This window comes from Streptomyces sp. RLA131, assembly GCF_056270125.1.
The window spans coordinates 1,646,544-1,663,626 of record NZ_JBWDOQ010000002.1 but is presented as its reverse complement, the minus strand read 5'-3'; the positions used below and the strand labels follow the sequence as shown (position 1 = coordinate 1,663,626).

General features: G+C 73.4%; 19 protein-coding genes and 1 tRNA gene. 4 read left to right on the top strand and 16 right to left on the bottom strand.

Annotated elements, in window-relative coordinates; translation table 11 throughout:
• Nucleotides 1–77 precede the first annotated feature (77 nt).
• Nucleotides 78–908: a hypothetical protein gene (locus RWE79_RS08530; protein ID WP_475939410.1), complete on the top strand. Its 831-nt coding sequence runs from the start codon at nucleotides 78–80 to the stop codon at nucleotides 906–908.
• Here RWE79_RS08530 and RWE79_RS08525 read toward each other — a convergent pair.
• Nucleotides 901–1,938 carry an NAD(P)-dependent oxidoreductase gene (locus RWE79_RS08525; RefSeq protein WP_475939409.1) on the bottom strand — a complete coding sequence of 346 codons (1,038 nt, stop codon included), beginning with the start codon at nucleotides 1,936–1,938 and terminating at the stop codon, nucleotides 901–903. The two genes, RWE79_RS08530 and RWE79_RS08525, sit on opposite strands and share 8 nt — an antisense overlap.
• Before the next feature lie 29 nt (nucleotides 1,939–1,967).
• On the opposite strand from RWE79_RS08525, the gene RWE79_RS08520 reads away from it, so the two are divergent.
• Together RWE79_RS08520 and RWE79_RS08515 are read left to right on the top strand one after the other, a co-directional pair.
• A complete protein-coding gene (locus tag RWE79_RS08520; protein ID WP_475939408.1) occupies nucleotides 1,968–2,114 on the top strand; it encodes a hypothetical protein in 147 nt (48 codons plus the stop codon).
• A 2-nt stretch (nucleotides 2,115–2,116) separates the two neighbouring features.
• Entirely contained in the window at nucleotides 2,117–2,566 is a 450-nt protein-coding gene (locus RWE79_RS08515) for a VOC family protein (protein ID WP_475945683.1), read from the top strand.
• A gap of 164 nt (nucleotides 2,567–2,730) precedes the next feature.
• Here RWE79_RS08515 and RWE79_RS08510 read toward each other — a convergent pair.
• The 9 genes from RWE79_RS08510 to RWE79_RS08470 form a co-directional block, all read right to left on the bottom strand.
• A tRNA-Pro gene (locus RWE79_RS08510) sits at nucleotides 2,731–2,804 on the bottom strand.
• Nucleotides 2,805–2,837: 33 nt separating this feature from the next.
• Nucleotides 2,838–3,590: a ferredoxin reductase gene (locus RWE79_RS08505; RefSeq protein ID WP_475939407.1), complete on the bottom strand. Its 753-nt coding sequence runs from the start codon at nucleotides 3,588–3,590 to the stop codon at nucleotides 2,838–2,840.
• Nucleotides 3,583–4,203, bottom strand: coding sequence for a sulfite oxidase-like oxidoreductase (locus tag RWE79_RS08500; protein ID WP_475939406.1), 621 nt, complete (start codon nucleotides 4,201–4,203; stop codon nucleotides 3,583–3,585). The genes RWE79_RS08505 and RWE79_RS08500 overlap by 8 nt, the downstream gene beginning before the upstream one ends.
• Nucleotides 4,200–5,504, bottom strand: a complete 1,305-nt coding sequence (locus RWE79_RS08495) for an amidohydrolase (RefSeq protein WP_475939405.1) — start codon at nucleotides 5,502–5,504, stop codon at nucleotides 4,200–4,202. Before RWE79_RS08495 ends, RWE79_RS08500 begins: the two co-directional genes overlap by 4 nt.
• A 28-nt stretch (nucleotides 5,505–5,532) precedes the next feature.
• Nucleotides 5,533–6,303 carry a nucleoside phosphorylase gene (locus RWE79_RS08490; RefSeq protein ID WP_475939404.1) on the bottom strand — a complete coding sequence of 257 codons (771 nt, stop codon included), beginning with the start codon at nucleotides 6,301–6,303 and terminating at the stop codon, nucleotides 5,533–5,535.
• Nucleotides 6,300–7,190, bottom strand: a complete 891-nt coding sequence (locus RWE79_RS08485) for an ABC transporter permease (RefSeq protein WP_475939403.1) — start codon at nucleotides 7,188–7,190, stop codon at nucleotides 6,300–6,302. The genes RWE79_RS08490 and RWE79_RS08485 overlap by 4 nt, the downstream gene beginning before the upstream one ends.
• Nucleotides 7,190–8,320, bottom strand: a complete 1,131-nt coding sequence (locus RWE79_RS08480) for an ABC transporter permease (RefSeq protein WP_475939402.1) — start codon at nucleotides 8,318–8,320, stop codon at nucleotides 7,190–7,192. The genes RWE79_RS08485 and RWE79_RS08480 overlap by 1 nt, the downstream gene beginning before the upstream one ends.
• Nucleotide 8,321: 1 nt before the next feature.
• Nucleotides 8,322–9,869, bottom strand: a complete 1,548-nt coding sequence (locus tag RWE79_RS08475) for an ABC transporter ATP-binding protein (RefSeq protein WP_475939401.1) — start codon at nucleotides 9,867–9,869, stop codon at nucleotides 8,322–8,324.
• Nucleotides 9,850–10,896 carry a BMP family ABC transporter substrate-binding protein gene (locus tag RWE79_RS08470; RefSeq protein ID WP_475939400.1) on the bottom strand — a complete coding sequence of 349 codons (1,047 nt, stop codon included), beginning with the start codon at nucleotides 10,894–10,896 and terminating at the stop codon, nucleotides 9,850–9,852. The genes RWE79_RS08475 and RWE79_RS08470 overlap by 20 nt, the downstream gene beginning before the upstream one ends.
• Nucleotides 10,897–11,193: 297 nt before the next feature.
• On the opposite strand from RWE79_RS08470, the gene mtnA reads away from it, so the two are divergent.
• Nucleotides 11,194–12,231 (top strand): S-methyl-5-thioribose-1-phosphate isomerase, encoded by a 1,038-nt coding sequence (gene mtnA, locus RWE79_RS08465; protein ID WP_475939399.1) that lies wholly within the window; start codon nucleotides 11,194–11,196, stop codon nucleotides 12,229–12,231.
• 84 nt (nucleotides 12,232–12,315) lie between these two features.
• Here the strand turns inward: mtnA and RWE79_RS08460 are convergent, their stop codons facing one another.
• The 6 genes from RWE79_RS08460 to RWE79_RS08435 form a co-directional block, all read right to left on the bottom strand.
• Nucleotides 12,316–13,299, bottom strand: a complete 984-nt coding sequence (locus RWE79_RS08460) for a hypothetical protein (protein WP_475939398.1) — start codon at nucleotides 13,297–13,299, stop codon at nucleotides 12,316–12,318.
• A complete protein-coding gene (locus RWE79_RS08455; protein WP_475939397.1) occupies nucleotides 13,296–14,204 on the bottom strand; it encodes an ABC transporter ATP-binding protein in 909 nt (302 codons plus the stop codon). Before RWE79_RS08455 ends, RWE79_RS08460 begins: the two co-directional genes overlap by 4 nt.
• Nucleotides 14,201–14,587, bottom strand: coding sequence for a GntR family transcriptional regulator (locus RWE79_RS08450; RefSeq protein WP_475939396.1), 387 nt, complete (start codon nucleotides 14,585–14,587; stop codon nucleotides 14,201–14,203). The genes RWE79_RS08455 and RWE79_RS08450 overlap by 4 nt, the downstream gene beginning before the upstream one ends.
• A 218-nt stretch (nucleotides 14,588–14,805) precedes the next feature.
• Nucleotides 14,806–15,369 carry a methylthioribulose 1-phosphate dehydratase gene (gene mtnB, locus RWE79_RS08445; protein ID WP_475945681.1) on the bottom strand — a complete coding sequence of 188 codons (564 nt, stop codon included), beginning with the start codon at nucleotides 15,367–15,369 and terminating at the stop codon, nucleotides 14,806–14,808.
• Between the two features lie 108 nt (nucleotides 15,370–15,477).
• Complete coding sequence (gene mtnC / locus RWE79_RS08440) at nucleotides 15,478–16,188, bottom strand: acireductone synthase (RefSeq protein WP_475945679.1); 711 nt, start codon at nucleotides 16,186–16,188, stop codon at nucleotides 15,478–15,480.
• A 20-nt stretch (nucleotides 16,189–16,208) separates the two neighbouring features.
• Entirely contained in the window at nucleotides 16,209–16,793 is a 585-nt protein-coding gene (locus RWE79_RS08435; protein ID WP_475939395.1) for a 1,2-dihydroxy-3-keto-5-methylthiopentene dioxygenase, read from the bottom strand.
• Between the last annotated feature and the right edge of the window lie 290 nt (nucleotides 16,794–17,083).

The following is a 17,083-nucleotide window of genomic DNA, read 5'->3' as shown; positions in this document are numbered from 1 at the left end:
CCGTGCCCACGGCGGTGGCGACGCGCTGCCGGGGACCTCGTTGACCCGTTCGGCGGCCCGGCTGATATGAACGGCGGATGGAGACTCAACCAGATGTCGCCGCCGGGGTAAGGGCGTTGGTCGCCGGTCTGCTGCCCGGGCTGGCGCCGCACGCCATGATCGACACCGACACCGGGCTGCTGGTGCTGCCCGTGGGCACCGTCCACGCCGACATCTCGCTGGAAGCGATCACCGCCGCCTGCGCGCGACTGCCCCGACGCTCCTGGCCGGGCCAGGTCGAGTCCTGGCTCGCCGCCAAGGCCGCCCAGGTCACCGCCGCCATGGCCGAACGCGACCGGCTCGGCGTCCTGGAGGACCGGCTCCGCGTCCAGGTCACCCCCCGGCTCGACGAACCGGAGCGGAGCCGGCTGATCTGCACCCCGTACGGCGACCTGCTGGACCTCGTCATCCACCTCGACGGACGCGGCCCGCTGACCCGCGACCGCGCGCGCCGGCTCGTCATCCACGACCCCGGCAGCCACGCTCTCGCCAACACCCTCCGCGACGAGCTGCCCGCCTTCACCGTCACCGACGACGACAGCGGGATCCGGGCCGTCACCCGGCCCGGCAGCCCCTACGTGACCAGCGCCCTGCCCGCCCTCGAACGCTTCCTGCCCGGCCCCTGCCCGGACGGCGTCCTGGTCACCCTGCCCCGCTACAGCGAGGTCCTGCTCACCCCCGCCCGGCCCGGCAGCCTCGACGGGACGGCCCGCGCGCTGCTGGAACGTACCCGGCTCAGCTTCGTCACCGCCCCCGACCCGTGCGACGACCGGCTGTTCTGGTGGGCGAAGGAGCGGCTGTACGCCGTCGCCACCGGCCGCCTCACCGGCCGGGTGAAGGTGCCGCGCCCGCTGCGCCCCCTCAGGTGACGGGGCGGTTGCGGTAGCGGGTGACGAGTTCGGGGGCGGCGACCTGCATACGGGCGGGCGGCAGGCCGCGGGAGATCTGGGTGAGGTCGTCGAGGACCATGTCGCCGATCTCGTGGAAGGCCTGAGGGATGCCGCCGGCCCGGTGTGCCGACAGGACCAGGCCCTCCAGTTCGCGGGCCGGGTGGCCGGCGGGGACCGGTTCGTCGGGCCAGACGTCGACGCCGGCCAGCAGCCGTCCGGCCGCGACCTCCGCGAGCAGGGCCGGATAGTCCACGACGGGCGCGCGGCTGACGAGGATCAGGCGGGCCCGGTCGGGAAGCAGCGCGAGCCGGCCGGGGCCCAGCAGCTGCCGGCTCTCGGCGGTGACGGTGGCCAGCACGAACACGAACCGGCTGTGGGTGAGGGTCTCCTCCAGCGTGGCGGGGATGACGTCGTGGTCGCGCAGGACGCTGTCGGGCAGCCAGGGGTCGTAGACGCGGGTGGTGACCCGGAAGGGGACCAGCAGCCGGTGCAGGGCGCGGCCGAGGTTGCCGAAGCCGATGAGACCGACGGGGGCGCGGCTGAGCAGGATCGCGTCGGCGTTGCCGTCGGAGACATAGCGTTCGCGGCCCGCCCGGAAGGCGCGGTCCTCGCGGCTGATGCCGCGCGCGAGGTCGAGGGCGAGAGCGAGCGCGTACTCGGCGACGGCCTGGGCGTAGGCGGGGCCGCAGCCCAGGACGTGGACGCCGTGCCGGTGACAGGCGGCGTAGTCGACGTTGGGGAAGAAGTTGCCCTCGACGTTGAGCAGGGCCCGCAGCCGAGGGGCGCGGGCGATGCGCTCGGCGGGCAGGTCGGGCTGGCCGATGACGGCGAACGCCTCGGGCAGTGCCGCGTCGAGGGCCGCGTCGGACGGGTCGTTCTCCAGGTCGACGACGGTGAAGCGGTCGTGGAGCCGGGCGAGGGCCGCCGGGGTGAAGATGCGGGCGGTGCGCTGCGGCGCGGGCCGCAGGATCACCGTCGGCCCGGCCGCCTCGGTGCGGGGGTCGCTCATGGCGTTCGTCTCCTGTGCGGTGGTAAGGCGTGCGCCGGGCACTGACCTGGTGCGGTGACGCGCCCACGACCGTACGGCACTGTGCGCTGTCCTACGACGACCTGAACGCCTTCCTCGCCGACCAGCGGCCGCTGGTCGCGGTCGGCGCCGACACGGCCACTAGAGTTGGCTGGTGAGCATCAGTCCGAAACTCCAGCTGACCATCGACTGTGCCGAGCCCGAGCGGCTCGCGGCCTTCTGGGCCGCTGCACTCGGGTACAAGGTCGAGCCGCCGCCCGCACCGTTCTCCACCTGGCGGGCGTACTGGCTGGACCAGGGCCTGCCGGAGGAGGAGCTGGGCGCGGGCGACTGCAGTGACTCCGTCGTCGATCCGACTGGTGTCGGCCCACGGATCTGGTTCCAGCAGGTACCCGAGCCGAAGGCCGTCAAGAACCGGCTGCACCTCGATCTGGGCGTGAGCGGAGGCCGTGGCGTCCCGTTCGCCACCCGCAAGGAGCGAGTGCTTGCCGCTGTGGCGCGGCTGGAGAGCGTGGGCGCGTCCCTGTCACGCGTCGAGGACTCGCACGGCTCGGGTTCGTTCTCCGCCGTGATGCGGGACCCTGAGGGCAACGAGTTCTGCGTCCACTGAACAGCCGGCGGCGGTAGGGCGTGCGGTGGGCCCGACGCGGCGCTCCGGACGCTCGCCACGGGGCACATCGTGCCCCGCCCTGCGGGCGGCGGCTTCGGCGTCGTGGCCGGCGACAAGAAAGAAGGGTCCTCACGGGCTCTCGCCCGTGAAGACCCTTCACACCGTCGGGACGACAGGATTTGAACCTGCGACCCCTTGACCCCCAGTCAAGTGCGCTACCAAGCTGCGCCACGTCCCGGTGAACGTGATCACACTACCCTGTCCGCGCTGATCAGCCGAATCGCTCGATGCGGATCCGGTCCACCGGCTGCCCGCCGGCCACCAGCAGGCGGGAGGCGTGTTCGGCGAAGCCGTTGCCGCCGCAGACGTACGCCTCCCAGCCACCCGGGGGTTGCCCCTCGCCGAGGAACGGCGCGAGGTGGGCGGCGCTGAGGCGGCCGTCGGTGCGGGTGTGGACGACGGTGGTCTCCCGGCCGTACTCGCCGGCGTAGATCAGGTCCTCGGGGGTGCGGGCGCAGACCACCAGGCGCAGCGGCACGTCCAGGCCGCGCAGGCGGTGGTGGCGGAGCATGGACATGAGGGGGACGACACCGGAGCCGGCGCCCAGGAGCAGGGCGGGGCGGTCGCCGGGCCAGGCGAAGAAGCCGCTGAGGGGGCCGCGGACTTCGAGGGTGTCGCCGGGGCGGGCGATGGTGTGAAGGTGGCCGGAGACCTCGCCGCCCTCGGCGTGGTCGAGGGTGAGCTCGATGTGTCCGGAGCCGCCGGGGGGTTCGGGTGCCGAGGCGATGGAGTAGTGCCGCTGGGCGGTGTAGCCGTCGGGCGCGGTCAGGCGCAGCATGAGGTGCTGGCCGGGCAGGTGGCCGGACCACTGCGGGACGGCGAGCCGGAAGGTGGCGGTGCGACGCGTCTCGCGGCGGATCTCGGTGATCACGGCGCGCTGCCAGGTGGCGGCGGCCCGGTTGCTGACGGCGATGCGGCCGGGGACGGCGAACCGGGTGGCGGGGACGAAGGTGGTGTCAGTCACCGGAGTAGCGCTCCTCCCGCCACGGGTCGCCCCGGTGGTGGTAGCCGTTGGCCTCCCAGAAGCCGGGCTCGTCGTGGTCGAGGATCCGCAGTCCGGCGATCCACTTGGCGCTCTTCCAGAAGTAGAGGTGGGGGACGAGCAGCCGGGCGGGGCCGCCGTGTTCGGGGGCCAGCGGCTCGCCGTCGTGCTCCCAGGCGATCCAGGCCCGGCCGCCGGTCACGTCGGCCAGCGGGAGGTTGGTGGTGTAGCCGGTGTGGGACCAGGCGACGACATGGCTGGCCCCGGGTCGCGGGCCGACGAGGGCCAGGAAGGAGTCCAGGCTGACGCCGGCGAAGCGGGTGCCGAACCTCGACCAGGTCGTCACGCAGTGGATGTCGCCCCGGTACTCGGAGCGGGGGAGGGCGTGCGCCTGCTCCCAGTCCCAGCTGCGGGGCGCCTCGACCAGACCGTCGATGCGGAACGTCCAGTCGGCCTCGGTCAGTTCAGGGGTGACCTCGGCGGACAGCACGGGCCAGCCGTCGCGGGCGTCGTACTGGCCGGGGGGCAGCCGCGGGTCGCGGTCGGCGGCGGTGGCCCGGCCGGTGAACCCCCGGGTGACGGTGTGCTCGCTCATGCCGGGTCCGCCAGTTCGTGCAGGGCGGCCAGGGCGGCCGGCTCGTCCAGGGTGAGCAGTTCGCGGTCGCGCATCAGGATCCGGCCGTCGACGACGGTGTCGCGTACGTCGGCGGCGGCAGCGGCGTACGCGACCATCGACCACGGGTTGTGACGGGGCGTCAGATGCGGTCGGGCCAGGTCCAGGACCAGCAGGTCGGCGCGCTTGCCCGGTTCCAGGGAGCCGAGCCGCGCGTCGAGGCCCAGGGCGCGGGCCGACTCGATGGTGGCCATCCGCACGGCCTGCTCGGCGGTGACGGCGGTCGGGTCGCCGGCCGCCTTGTGGACGAGGGCGGCGACCCGTACCGCGCCCAGCAGGTCCAGGGTGTTGGAGCTGACGGCGCCGTCCGTGCCCAGGCCGACGGTGACGCCCGCCACCAGCAGGTCGGTGACCCGGGCGATGCCGCAGCCCAGCTTGAGATTGGAGACCGGGCAGTGGGCGACCGCCGTCCCGGTCCTGGCCAGCGCGGCGATCTCGGCGTCGGTGAGGTCCACGGCGTGGGCCAGCAGCACATCGGGGCCGAGCAGCCCGAGGGAGTCCAGCAGCTCGACCGGCCGCTTGCCGTGCCGTTCGACGACGGTGGCGACCTCGGCGGCGTTCTCCGCGGCGTGGATGTGCAGCAGCGCGCCGTGCTCGCGGGCCAGGGCCGCGATCCCGGTGAGCTGGTCGGGGGAGAGGGTGTACGTGCTGTGGGCGAAGACCACCGGACGGGTGCCCGGCGCCGGGGCGCGGGCGGCCAGATCCGCGCGGGCCCAGCCGAGCCGGTCCTCGTACGCCCGGCCGTCCGGCGGGCCCGGGACGTCCATGAAGGTCGGCCCGGTCAGCAGCCGCCAGCCGGTCTGCGCCGCGACGGCCTCGGCCGCCTCGTGGAACCAGTACATGTCCAGGGCCGCGGTCACCCCGGACCGTACGCTCTCCGCGACCGCCACCCGCAGCGCGGCGGCGACGTGCTCGGGGGAGAGCAGCTCGGCCTCGCGCGGGATGACGCGCTCCAGGAAGCCCTGGAGGGTGACGTCGTCGGCGCAGCCGCGCAGCAGGGTCATCGCCAGGTGGGTGTGCGTGTTGATCAGGCCGGGCAGGACCAGGCAGCCGGTGGCGTCGATCTCCTCGACGGCGAGGTACCCGGCCCGCAGCTCGTCGGCGGGCCCGACCGCGATGATCTCGCCGTCGCGGACGGCGACCGCCCCGGAGGCGATGACGGTGCCGGCCGCGTCCACCGTGAGGATGTCGCCGCCGTGCACCAGCAGGTCTGCCTCGGTCACGTCTGGTTTCCCCTCGTCCGGTCCAGGATCACTTTCCGTCGGCGGCGGTCGCCAGCAGACGCACGGCGTCCAACGTTACCCGGCTGCCCCGGGCCACCCCGGTGGCGACCACCTCGCGGTGCGGGTCGTAGCCGGCGGTCGAGAAGGGGTCCTCCGCGTCGACCAGCTCGTCGGCGTTCGCCCCGTCGATCACCAGGATGCCGCCCGCCACCAGGCCCCGGGTCGAGGCCAGCACCAGCAGCGCCGACAGTTCCATCTCGATCGCCGCGATCCCGGCCCGGGCGTACGCGTCCCCGGGCAGCGCGATGAAGCCCGGCTGGAAGGCCGCCCGGGTCCACACCACGCCCCGGTGGTGCGGCGCGCCCTCGGCCAGGGCGGCCCGCTGGAGCGCCAGTACCGCCTCCGGCGCCGCGAAGGCCGGGTACTCCGGCGGCAGCAGCTGCTGGGTCACCCCGTCGTCCCGGACCGCCGCCTCGGCGATGACCAGGTCGCCGTCGGCGATCCCGGGCCGGATCGCGCCGGCGGTGCCGAAGCGCAGGATCGTACGGACCCCGGCGTCCGCCAGCTCCTGGAACAGGCAGATCGCGCCCGGCCCGCCCACCCCGTGCGAGGACACCACCACGGGCGTGCCCTTCCAGGTACCGGTGAAGGTGCGGTACTCGCGGTGGTGGGACACCTCGCGGCTGTCGTCCAGCAGCGCCGCGACCTCGGCCGCGCGGGCCGGGTCGCCGACGACCACCGCGTGCGGCGGCAGTCCGGTGCGCGGGATGCGGGTGATGGGCAGCAGGTCAGCGGTCACGATCCGACTCCGATGGGCTTGCGCCGGCGCCGTCGCGCCGTGGAAAGGAAGAGGGCGATGAGCGTAACGACATACGGGGCCGCGTCGGTGGCCTGTTGCGGCAGACCCAGGCCCTGGAGCCGGAAGCCGACCGCCTCGGCGACGCCGAACAGCAGCCCGGCGGCCAGCACGCCGACCGGGGCGGCCCGTCCCAGCATGACCGCGACGACCGCGATCCAGCCGCGCCCGGCCGTCATGTTCTCGGAGAACAGGGTCACATTGCCCAGCGCCAGCTGCGCCCCGGCCAGCCCGCACAGCACACCGGAGGCCAGCACCGCGCCGTACTTGTACTTCGCCGGGCTCACCCCGAGCGTCGCCGCCGCGTCCGGGGCCTCGCCCACGCCGCGCAGCCGCAGCCCCCAGGCGTGCCGGGACAGGAAGAGGGCGGTCGCCGCGACCACCGCCCAGGACAGGTAGACCAGCGCCGAGTGCCCGGACAGCACCGGCCCGAGGAACGGCAGGTCGATGCCCGGCAGCCCGGCCAGCGACGGGTCGGAGAAGGTGCCCTGCACGCCGAACACGGTCCGCAGCAGGAAGCTGGTGAGCCCCACCGCCAGCAGGTTCATGGCCACGCCGAGCACCACCGCGTCACCGCGCAGGGTGATCGCGCCCACGGCGAGGATCAGTGAGTACCCGGCCGAGGCGAGCGCCGCCGCGAGCACCCCGGCCCAGGCGCTCCCGGTGAACCAGCTGCCGGCGACGGCCGCGAAGCAGCCGACCAGCATCATGCCTTCGAGACCGATGTTGAACACCCCGGCGCGCTCGCACAGCGCCCCGCCCAGGGCGGCCAGCAGGATCGGGGTGAGCGCGAGCAGCGCGGCGAAGAAGAGGTCGGAGTCGATGGACATCAGACGGACTCGCTCTCGTTCGCAGGCGTGCTTTCGGCCCCGGCACTTCCGGGCTCCGCGCTGCCGGGCTCCGCGCTGCCGGCGCGGGCCCGGCCGGGCCCGCGCCGCCCGGCGAACCGGAAACGGGCGGCCAGGAAGACGATGATGATCGCCTGCAGCACCTGGGTGAGTTCGCGCGGCACCTCGGTGGCCCGCTCCATGCTGAGCCCGCCCACCTCCAGCGCCGCGAAGAACAGCGCGGCCAGCGTCGTGCCCACCGGGGCGGCGGCCGCCAGCAGCGCCGCCGTCAGACCGGTCCAGGTGTGCCCGGCCTCGGTGAGCGAACCGTCCAGGAAGCGGTACGGGAAGCCGAGCACCCCGATCGCGCCGACCAGCCCGCACACGCCGCCGGAGACGGCCATCAGCCGCAGCGTGAGCCGGGGCCGGTCCACGCCCGCGTACGCCGCGAAGCGCGGGTTCAGCCCGGTCATCCGGATCTCGTAGCCGGCCGGGGTGCGGGCGTCCGCGTAGACGTACGCCGCCGCGACGACGGCCACCAGCACCAGGCCGACGGTCACCGCCGACGAGCCGAACGCGGGCAGCGCCACGCCGTCGGGCAGCTGCCGGGTCTGCGGCAGGCTGGAGTCCGGGTCCTTGAGCGGGTACCGCGCCAGGTAGGAGGCGAGCGACACCGCCGGATAACTCAGCAGCAGGCTGCTGACCAGCAGCGGGACCCCGAGCCGGTTCTCGCACACCGCGGCCAGGGCCGCGTAGCCGGCGCCCGCCAGGATGCCGGCCACCAGCGCGGCGACCACGGCCAGCGGCGCGGGCAGCGGCACGTACAGGCCGACGACGGCGGCACTGATGCCGCCGAGCACGAGCTGGCCGTCGCCGCCCAGGTTGAACACGCCCGCCCGCAGCGGGATCGCCAGCGCGAGCGCCAGGCCCAGGACGCTGGTACCGGTGGACAGCGTCGAGGTGATCCCCTCGGGGCCGAGCGAGCCGCTGACCACCGCGCCGTACGCGGCGAGCGGATCGGCCCCGGTGCCCAGCAGGAACAGCGCGCCGATGACCAGCGCGGCCAGTACGGAGTGCGGGACCGGCGAGCGCAGCGCCCTGCGGGCGGTGGGGACAAGTGTGGTGAACGCCATGTCAGCGGCCCTCCTCGGCGGGTGCGGCCGCGATGCCGGGCGCGGCCGTACCCGCCGCGACGCCGCCGGCCATCGCCAGCCCGAGCGTGGCCTCGTCGGCCTCGTCCCGGTCGTACGCGGCGGCCACCCGGCCCTCGTACATCACCAGGACCCGGTCCGACAGGCCCCGGATCTCGCTCAGCTCCGCGGAGACCAGGAGCACGGCGTGCCCGGCGTCGCGGTAGGCGATCAGCTGGTCGTGGATGGTCTGCACGGCGCCGATGTCGACGCCGCGGGTGGGCTGCTCGACGATCAGCAGCGGCGCGTTGTGGGCGAGTTCACGGCCGATGACGAGCTTCTGCAGATTGCCGCCGGACAGCGACCCCGCCGGGGCGTCCGAGGACGCCGCCCTGATCCCGAACCGCTCGGTGACGGCGGCGGCGTGGGCCCGCAGCGCGGCGGGCCGCACCCCGAGGGAACGGTGGTGCCCCATGGCCAGGTTCTCCGCGACGGTGGCGGTCAGCGCGGTGCCGACCGCCGCCCGGTCCTCCGGTACGTAGGCCAGCCCAGCCGCGCGCCGGGCGGCCGCCGACGCGTGGGTGACGTCCTGCCCGGCCACGTCGATCCGGCCGGCCGAGACCGGCCGCAGCCCAGCCAGGGCCTCGACCAGTTCGCTCTGGCCGTTGCCCGCCACGCCCGCGACGCCGACGATCTCACCGGCACGCACGGACAGCGAGACCCCGCGCACCCCGTCCGTCGTGAGTCCGTCCACGGCGAGCACGGTCCCGCCCGGGGTGCCCGCCGGGTGGACCCGGTCCAGCTCGACCTGCCGCCCGGTCATCGCGGCGGCGATCTCCGCCGCGGTGGTGCCGGCGGTACGCAGCCGGGCGGCGACCCGGCCGTCCCGCAGGACGGTGACGTTGTCACTGCCCTCCAGCACCTCACGCAGTTTGTGCGTGACCAGCAGGACGGTGCGCCCCTGGGCGGTCAGCGAGCGCAGCACGGTGAAGAGCGAGTCGGCCTCGGCCGGGGTGAGCACGGCGGTCGGCTCGTCCAGGATGAGGGTGCGGGCGCCCCGGTGCAGCAGCTTGAGGATCTCCACCCGCTGCCGTACGCCCACCGGCAGGTCACCGACCCGGGCACGCGGGTCGACGGCCAGCCCGTGGCGCTCCGCCAGCGCGGCCACGTCCCGCACCGCCGCGGCCCGGTCGACGAAGCCGAACCGGCGCGGCTCGGCGCGGTAGACCACGTTCTCGGCGACCGTCAGCGACGGGAAGAGCTTGAAGCTCTGGTGCACCATGCCCAGCCCGGCCGCGATCGCCTCGCTGGGGTCGGCGAAGGCCACCTCGCGGCCGTCGACGGTCACGGTGCCGGCGTCCGGGCGCAGCATGCCGTAGAGCACCGACATCAGGGTGGACTTGCCGGCGCCGTTCTCGCCCATGAGGGCGTGGATCTCCCCGTGCCGTACCAGCAGGTCCACCCGGTCGTTGGCGAGCGTGCCGGGGAACCGCTTGACGATTCCCCGGAGCTCGACCGCGTAGGGGTGCTGGTCAGGAAGCGGCGGGGTCATCGACCGTCAGCTTCCCGGCGACGATCTCGTCGCGCAGCGCCTCGACCTTCTTGAGCACGTCGGGGTGGTCGGCGATCAGGCACTTGGAGGACGCCACACCGCTCTCCAGGCCGGTCAGCGACATGCCGCCCTCCTTGAGACCGTAGGAGACCGTGGTGCCGGTCCTGCCGGACAGCACCTGGGCTATGCCCTTCTTCACCGCGGTGTCGGTCTTCTTGATGACGTTGTCCACGACGTAGCCGGGCGCGGTCAGGCACTGGTTGACATCCACGCCGTACGCCGTGAAGCCCTTGGCCTTGGCCGCCTGGAAGACGCCGGTGTTGCCGGCCGCGGAGGCCGCCATCACCTGGTCGACGCCGGCGGCGCCCAGCGTGGTGGCCTGGGCCTTGGCGCGGGCCGCGTCGTTGAACGGCGACTGGCCGCCCACGAAGCGCGTGGTGGAGCTCACCTTGGAGTTGACCTTCTTCGCGCCCGCCGCGAAGGGGTCGCTGTAGCGGCGGAACTGCGGGGTGTCCAGCACGTCCACCGCGCCGACCTTGTCGGAGGTGGTCAGCAGACCCGCCTCGGCGCCCGCCAGATAGACCGCCTCGTGCTCGCGGAACAGCGCGCAGGTGACGTTCTTGTACGTCTTGGTGGTGCAGGAGTCCACGATCAGGAACTGCTGTTTCGGGTGCGCCTTGGCCTGCTGCGCGGCGATGTCGGCGAACTCGTAGCCCACCAGCACGATCACGTCCGGGGCGGCGGCGACGGCCGCCTGCACGTTCTGCTGCTGGGAGGACGTGTCGGTGCTCTCGTAGACCTTCGCCGTACCGTCGTGCGCGGTGGCGGCGGCCTTCACGCCGGTCACGGCGAGCTTGAGGAACTCGTTCTGCGACACCGCGTCCGGGGTGACCAGGGTGAAGGACTTCTTCGCGGCACCGGAGGAGGAGGTGCCGGTGCTCTTCGCGGAGGCGTTGCAGCCGGTGGCGAGAAGAACGACGCCGGCGGTGACGCCGGTCAGCTGGAGGGTACGACGTCTGAAGGACATGAGGGTACGCCTTAGGGACAGGCCTGGCGGAGCACAGGCGGGTACTGCGATGTGATGAGGCGGGAGTGAGTGACGCTGCTCAGCGAGGACAGCGGCTCAGCGAGGACAGCAGGACGTCCCGCAGCGACCGTGATCGACATGGCGGCGAACCGTGAGCACGAACCTGCACATTCGTACGCGCATGGTTGCTCTCCTTCACCAGTCGGCCGGTCGGGAGCCGTGAGGGTAACACCGCTTCCGAGAGCCCCGCACCGGCGTCTCGAACTGTGGTTCTCGCAGGTCGGGTACGGTGACGGCATGAGCCAGAGCCAGGACTTGCGTGCCGTCGAGTGGACCGGGGACGGCCTCTCCCTGATCGACCAGACGGCCCTTCCCGCCCGCCTGGACCGCATCGCCGTCCGCGAGGTCGGCCAACTCGTCGACGCCATCACGCACTTGGTGGTGCGCGGTGCGCCGGCCATCGGGGCCGCGGGCGCGTACGGCGTGGCGCTCGCCGTCCTGCAGGGCGGGCGTGAGGGCTGGACCGGTGACGAGCTGGCCGCCGCGGTCTCCCGTATACGCCAGGCCCGCCCCACCGCCGTCAATCTCGCGGTGTGCGTCGACCGGGTCGCCCCGCTGGTCTCCCGCGGGGTGGCGGCCGTGCTGGCCGAGGCCGACGCCATCGTCCGCGAGGACCTGCGGGCCAACCACGACATGGGCGCGTACGGCGCCGACTGGCTGGTCGGGCGCATCGGGGCGGGCCGGCCGCTGCGCGTCCTCACCCACTGCAACACCGGCGCCCTGGCCACCGCCGGCTGGGGCACCGCGCTCGGCGTCATCCGTGAACTCCACGCCCGCGGCCTGGTCGAGGTGGTGCACGCCGACGAGACCCGCCCGCTGCTCCAGGGCTCCCGGCTCACCGCCTGGGAGCTGGCCCACGACGGCATCCCGCATGTCGTCCAGGCCGACGCCGCCGCTGCCGGAACGATTCTGCGCGGTGAGATCGACGTCGCCGTCGTCGGCGCCGACCGCATCGCCGCCAACGGCGACACCGCCAACAAGGTCGGCACCGTCGGCATCGCCCTCGCCTGCGCCCACGCCGGCATCCCGTTCATGGTGGCCGCCCCCACCACCACGGTCGACCTCGCGACTGCCACCGGCGACGCCATCCACATCGAGATGCGCGACGAGGCCGAGATCCTCAACTGGTCCGGCCTGCGCACCGCCCCCGCCGGCTCCCGGGGCCACAACCCCGCCTTCGACGTCACCCCGGGAAGCCTGGTCACCGCGCTGGTCACCGAGCGCGGTGTCCTTGAGGTGTCGGCGGGCGAACTCCCCGGCGACCGCCTGCGGTAGGCGGGCAGCGGGCCGGCGGCAGGCCGGCCGCAGCCCTGCGGCAGAGCCTGCCGCGGGGCCTTCGGGGGAGACGCGACGTACGCCCTACCCCCGTGAGGGCGTACGTCGCCGCAGCAGCCAGAAGGCTGCCGCCGTCGCGAGCCCGGCGACCGTCAGGACCACGCCGGTCTCGACGAGCTGGAGCGGCCAGTAGTGCGAGGCGGGGTGGACCACGGCGTAGAAGTCCGTGGCGCCGGACTCCGTCACGCACCGCTTGAGGTCGGCCGCGGAGTCACTGCCGACGCAGGCGTGGTTGTTGCCCTGCCGGCCGGCCGCGGTGATGACGCCCCGGTCGAAGTACACGACGTTGTCGGGGAGGTTGAGCACCCTCGTGCCGGTCCAGGTCGTCTTCGGCCACAGCTCGAAGCGGTAGGCACCGCCGATGACCTGGACCAGCAGCGTGGCGAGGAACCCCAGGCCCAGCCCGCTCAGCGTGCGCCGCGTCAGCAGGCCGGCGAGTACACCGAGGGCCAGGCCGAGCAGGACGTAGGCGACGCCCACCGGGCCCGTGGCGTGGAAGGTGTCGCCGCCGTACCACTGGTAGATCCCGTACTGCCTGCCCGACGACCACACCCATCTGAAGAGGACCGACAGCAGCGCCGTGCCCGTACCGAGCAGCACCGCGGGCACCGCCAGTCTGGCGGCGAGCCAGCGTGCCGGTGTGACGGACTGGGTCCAGGCCAGGGCCGCGGTGCCGTTCTCCAGCTCACGGCCGATGAGCGCGCCGCCGGCGAAGACGGCCGCGGCGAACGGCAGACAGGTGATCAGGGTCGCGGCGGGACCGAGCCAGGCCCAGTAGGCGGAGACGATGTCGTTGGCCAGGTCGTCGCAGGGCGGGACACCGGAGCCCGTGCCGCAGACGATGCCGAACCCCTCGGCACCGCGGGATTCCCCGGCCAGCCGGTACAGCCAGAGCAGTCCGCCGGAGCCGACGGCGACGAAGGCGGTCCAGATCCACAACGGCACCCGATGCACCCGCAGAACGGACCAGGCCAGCCCCCGGGGGACAGGGAGAGTGACAGCGGTCATGCGACAGCCTCCTGGGAGTTCACGGCGGCGGCGCTCCCCGCGTGCCACGCGGGGGCGTCGGGGTTGCGCAGATGGGCGAGGATCAGCTCTTCCAGCGTCGGCTGCTCGACCAGCCAGGCCGCGCTGTCGACCGGGCCGACGGGGCGGACGAGCGCGGTCCGGCCGCGACCGGTGGCTCGTTCCTCGACGACCGTGTGCGGGCCGAAGTCCGGGCCGGTACCGGTCAGCAGGGAGTGGGCGGCCAGGATGGTCTCGCTCTCACCCGCCAGGCGCACCCGGCCGGCGCCGATCAGCAGCAGGTGGTCGCAGGCGCCCTCCAGTTCGGCGACGACATGCGAGGACATCAGGATCGTCGTGCCGTGTTCGGCGGCCTCGGCCATCAGGGCGCCGGTCAGCTGGTGCCGGGCGAGGGGGTCGAGGTCGGCCATCGGCTCGTCCAGCAGCAGCAGTTCGGGCCGCTTGCCGAAGGCCAGGGCGAGCGCGACCCGGGTGCGCCGGCCGCCGGACAGGGACCGGATCCTCGTGTACGGCTCCAGTTCGCCGTTGTACGCGATCCGCTCGGCGGTGGCCGGGTCCCAGCGCCCCGGGTTCAGTTCGGCGCCGAGCCGCAGCGTCGCGGCGACGGTGAGCTGCGGATACAGCGGCTTGTTCTGGGCGACGTACGCGATCCGCTCGCGCGCCCGCGCCGGGCTGGTGCCCAGCACCCGTATCTCTCCGCCGGTCGGCCGCAGGAGCCCGGCCGCGAGGGCGAGCAGTGTGGACTTGCCGGCCCCGTTCGGCCCGGTCAGTGCGCAGATCCGGCCCGCGGGCAGCCGGAAGGAGCAGTCCCGCAGGACGTGTCCGCGGCCGGGCCGGAACTGCTTGCCGAGCATGACGGCCTCAAGTGCGGCCGTGTCCTCGCTCATTGGTCCCCCTCGGGAAACTCCTGGTCCAGCACGGATTGGAACAGCGCGGCGGCGCCCTCGCGGTCGAGCCCCCCGGCCCGTGCCCGCCGCATCCAGCCCGCCAGCTCGGTGCCGAGCGGTGAGCCGGCGGACGCGCCGTCCAGCGACTTCTGTACGAACGTGCCGAGGCCGCGCCGGGCTTCGACCAGGCCCTCGCGCTCCAGTTCGCGGTAGGCCTTGAGGACGGTGTTGGGGTTGATCGCTGTCGCCTCCACCACCTCGCGGGCGGTGGGCAGCCGGTCACCGGGCTCCAACAGGCCCAGCCGCAGGGCCTGCTTGGTCTGGTGGACGATCTGGAGGTAGGTGGCGACGCCGCTGCGCCGGTCGATGCGGTACTCGAACACAGCCTTACCCCCTTTCGCTAATCAAGTAGTGAAAGAGTGCTGTAGGGCATGACGTGCTGTCAACTCGCTCCGCCTGCGCTTTCCTGACGGTTCGGCGGGGACGGGGATACGCGAACGGCCCCTGCGGGTGCGGGGGCCGTCGGTCGTGCGAAGACGCCGCAGGGCGGCGCGGGTCGGGGCGGAACGGGTCGGAGCAGCGTGGGTCGCGGCGGTGCGGGTCAGCGCGAGCGCGCGATCTCCAGCTCCAGCAGCCACTCCACGACCTCGGTGTGGTGCCGGGCCCGGCGCGGGTCCGGGCCCCAGGCGTAGATGCCGTGCCCGGCCACCACGACGGCCGGCATGCGCGGGTCGCGGGCGGCTTCGAGGCGGTCGCCCAGGACGCCCATGTCCTGGCTGTTGGCGATGACGGGAAGGGTGATCTCCTCGCCCTCGGCCGGGTGGCCGAAGATCTTGAGCATCTCCAGGTCGCTGAAGACGAGTCCGCCGGGCCTGCGGTGACCCATCACCACCGAGGCCACCGTGTGGACGTGCACCACCGCGTCCGCGCCGGTCAGCCGGGCCACCCGGGCGTGCAGTTCGGCCTCGGCGGACGGCCGGCCCGGACCGGCCGCGGCGCCCTGGCCGTCGACCAGGACCACGTCGGAGGCGGTGAGCTCGCCCTTGTCATGGCCACTGGCGGTGACGGCCAGCCGCAGCGGGTCGCGGGACACCACGACCGAGAGGTTGCCCGAGGTGCCGCGCATCCACCCGAACGAGGCGTAGCGGGCGGCCTCGGCGGCCAGGACGGATCCGGCCCGGTGGAGGTCGGCGGCCGCGTCGGTCCCCGGGGCGGCCGCGGTTTCCGGCGTGGTCCCGGTCGTGGTCTCGGTCTCGGTCACTGCGGGGGTCCTTTACGCGTTGATACGGATGTCGGTGAAGGCCGCGGCCTCGGGATGGTCGCCCACCCCGGCCTCGTAGTACGGCTCGCCCGGGCGACGTACGCCCACGGTGAGCCAGCCGGCCTCACGGGCGGCGTCCAGCTCCGCCGCACGGTCGGAGAGGAAGAGGGTGCGCGACGGCTCGGTCCCGATGGCGGCGGTGATGGCCCGGTAGGAGCCGGCGGACTGCTTGGGGCCGGCGTTCTCGGTGTCGTAGAGGCCCTCGACGAGGGGGAGCAGATCGCCCTCGGGGGAGTGCCGGAACCAGGCGCGCTGGGCGGCCACCGACCCGGAGGAGTAGACGTGCAGCCGTACGCCCGCCGTGTGCCAGTGGCGCAGCCGCGGCAGCACGTCGGGGTAGAAGTGCGAGACCAGCTCGCCCCGGGCGAACCCCTCGGACCAGGCGATGCCCTGAAGGGTCTTCAGGGGGGTGGCCTTGCGGTCCTCGTCGAGCCAGGTGTTGAGCGCCTGCTCGATCCGGACGGCGTCGGCGTCCGGCTCGCCGAGCAGCTCACGGACCTGGCCGACCGCCCGGGTCACGGCCGGATCCGACGCCCGGTCGGTGAGCAGGCCGGCGAACCTCTTGCGCGAGTACGGGTAGAGCACGTCGACGACGAAGCCGGTGGCGCTCGTGGTGCCCTCGATGTCGAGCACCACGGCTTCCGCGTCGAAGCCGCTCGTCATGAGTGCGGTCATGACTGCGGTCACGCGTGCAGTCCCGCGTGGATGGTGTCGAAGTCCGGGAAGCGGGTCGCGATGCTGTCGCCGGTGAAGGTGCCGACCCAGCCGTCCTCCTCGTGGAAGAAGCGGATGGCGGTGAAGGAGGGTGCGGTGCCCATGTCGAACCAGTGGGTGGTGCCCTTGGGGACGCCCAGCAGGTCGCCCTTCTCGCAGTAGACGGCGTGGACCTCGCCGCCGACGTGGAGGTAGAAGATCCCGGCCCCGGCCACGAAGAAGCGGACCTCGTCGTCATCGTCGTGGGTGTGCTCGCTGAGGAACTTCTCCCGCGCCGCCGCGGCCTTGGCCGGGAAGTCCGGGTCGTCGCCGGGGTGCAGGGCGACGACGTCGACGGTGGCGAAGCCCTCCTCCTGGTTCAGCTTCTCGATCTCGGCGCGGTAGGCGGCGAACACGGTGTCGCTGTCGGCGTCGGCCGGTACGTCGGACCGGACCGGCCACTGCTCGTAACGCACGCCCAGCGGTGCCAGGGCGGCGGCGATCTCGGCCGGGTCGGAGGTGCGCCGCACGACGGTGCCGGGGCCGGTTTCCGGCCACGTGGTCAGAAGGGTCATGGAGAACTCCAGGAAATGCGGATGGCTGCCGGTTTTCGGATGGTAACCCGAGGTCCTGGCCCGGGACGGTGTGACGAAGTCGACGTCTCAACCCCTGAGATCAATTGTCTCAGGCTTTGACGAATGGCCGAAATTGTTCCCATGCTTTTCCTATGAAGAAGCTGCTGCTCGTACGGCGGCTGTACGTGGACCTGCTCCGGATGACCACGGCCAGCTGTCGCTGACCCCTGTCGTCGGTCCCGTTCCCCCGCTCCGGACACCGGAGTTCACGCGGCCTCCCGCGCCGCCTC

Excerpts from the sequence above, each read along its gene's own strand:
- RWE79_RS08455 (WP_475939397.1), bottom strand. The coding sequence starts at position 14,204 with ATGAGCGAGGACACGGCCGCACTTGAGGCCGTCATGCTCGGCAAGCAG.
- RWE79_RS08475 (WP_475939401.1), bottom strand. The coding sequence starts at position 9,869 with ATGACCCCGCCGCTTCCTGACCAGCACCCCTACGCGGTCGAGCTCCGG.
- RWE79_RS08435 (WP_475939395.1), bottom strand. The coding sequence starts at position 16,793 with ATGACCCTTCTGACCACGTGGCCGGAAACCGGCCCCGGCACCGTCGTG.
- RWE79_RS08530 (WP_475939410.1), top strand. The coding sequence starts at position 78 with ATGGAGACTCAACCAGATGTCGCCGCCGGGGTAAGGGCGTTGGTCGCC.
- RWE79_RS08460 (WP_475939398.1), bottom strand. The coding sequence starts at position 13,299 with ATGACCGCTGTCACTCTCCCTGTCCCCCGGGGGCTGGCCTGGTCCGTT.
- RWE79_RS08525 (WP_475939409.1), bottom strand. The coding sequence starts at position 1,938 with ATGAGCGACCCCCGCACCGAGGCGGCCGGGCCGACGGTGATCCTGCGG.
- mtnA (WP_475939399.1), top strand. The coding sequence starts at position 11,194 with ATGAGCCAGAGCCAGGACTTGCGTGCCGTCGAGTGGACCGGGGACGGC.
- RWE79_RS08500 (WP_475939406.1), bottom strand. The coding sequence starts at position 4,203 with ATGAGCGAGCACACCGTCACCCGGGGGTTCACCGGCCGGGCCACCGCC.
- RWE79_RS08480 (WP_475939402.1), bottom strand. The coding sequence starts at position 8,320 with ATGGCGTTCACCACACTTGTCCCCACCGCCCGCAGGGCGCTGCGCTCG.
- mtnC (WP_475945679.1), bottom strand. The coding sequence starts at position 16,188 with ATGACGAGCGGCTTCGACGCGGAAGCCGTGGTGCTCGACATCGAGGGC.
- RWE79_RS08470 (WP_475939400.1), bottom strand. The coding sequence starts at position 10,896 with ATGTCCTTCAGACGTCGTACCCTCCAGCTGACCGGCGTCACCGCCGGC.
- RWE79_RS08485 (WP_475939403.1), bottom strand. The coding sequence starts at position 7,190 with ATGTCCATCGACTCCGACCTCTTCTTCGCCGCGCTGCTCGCGCTCACC.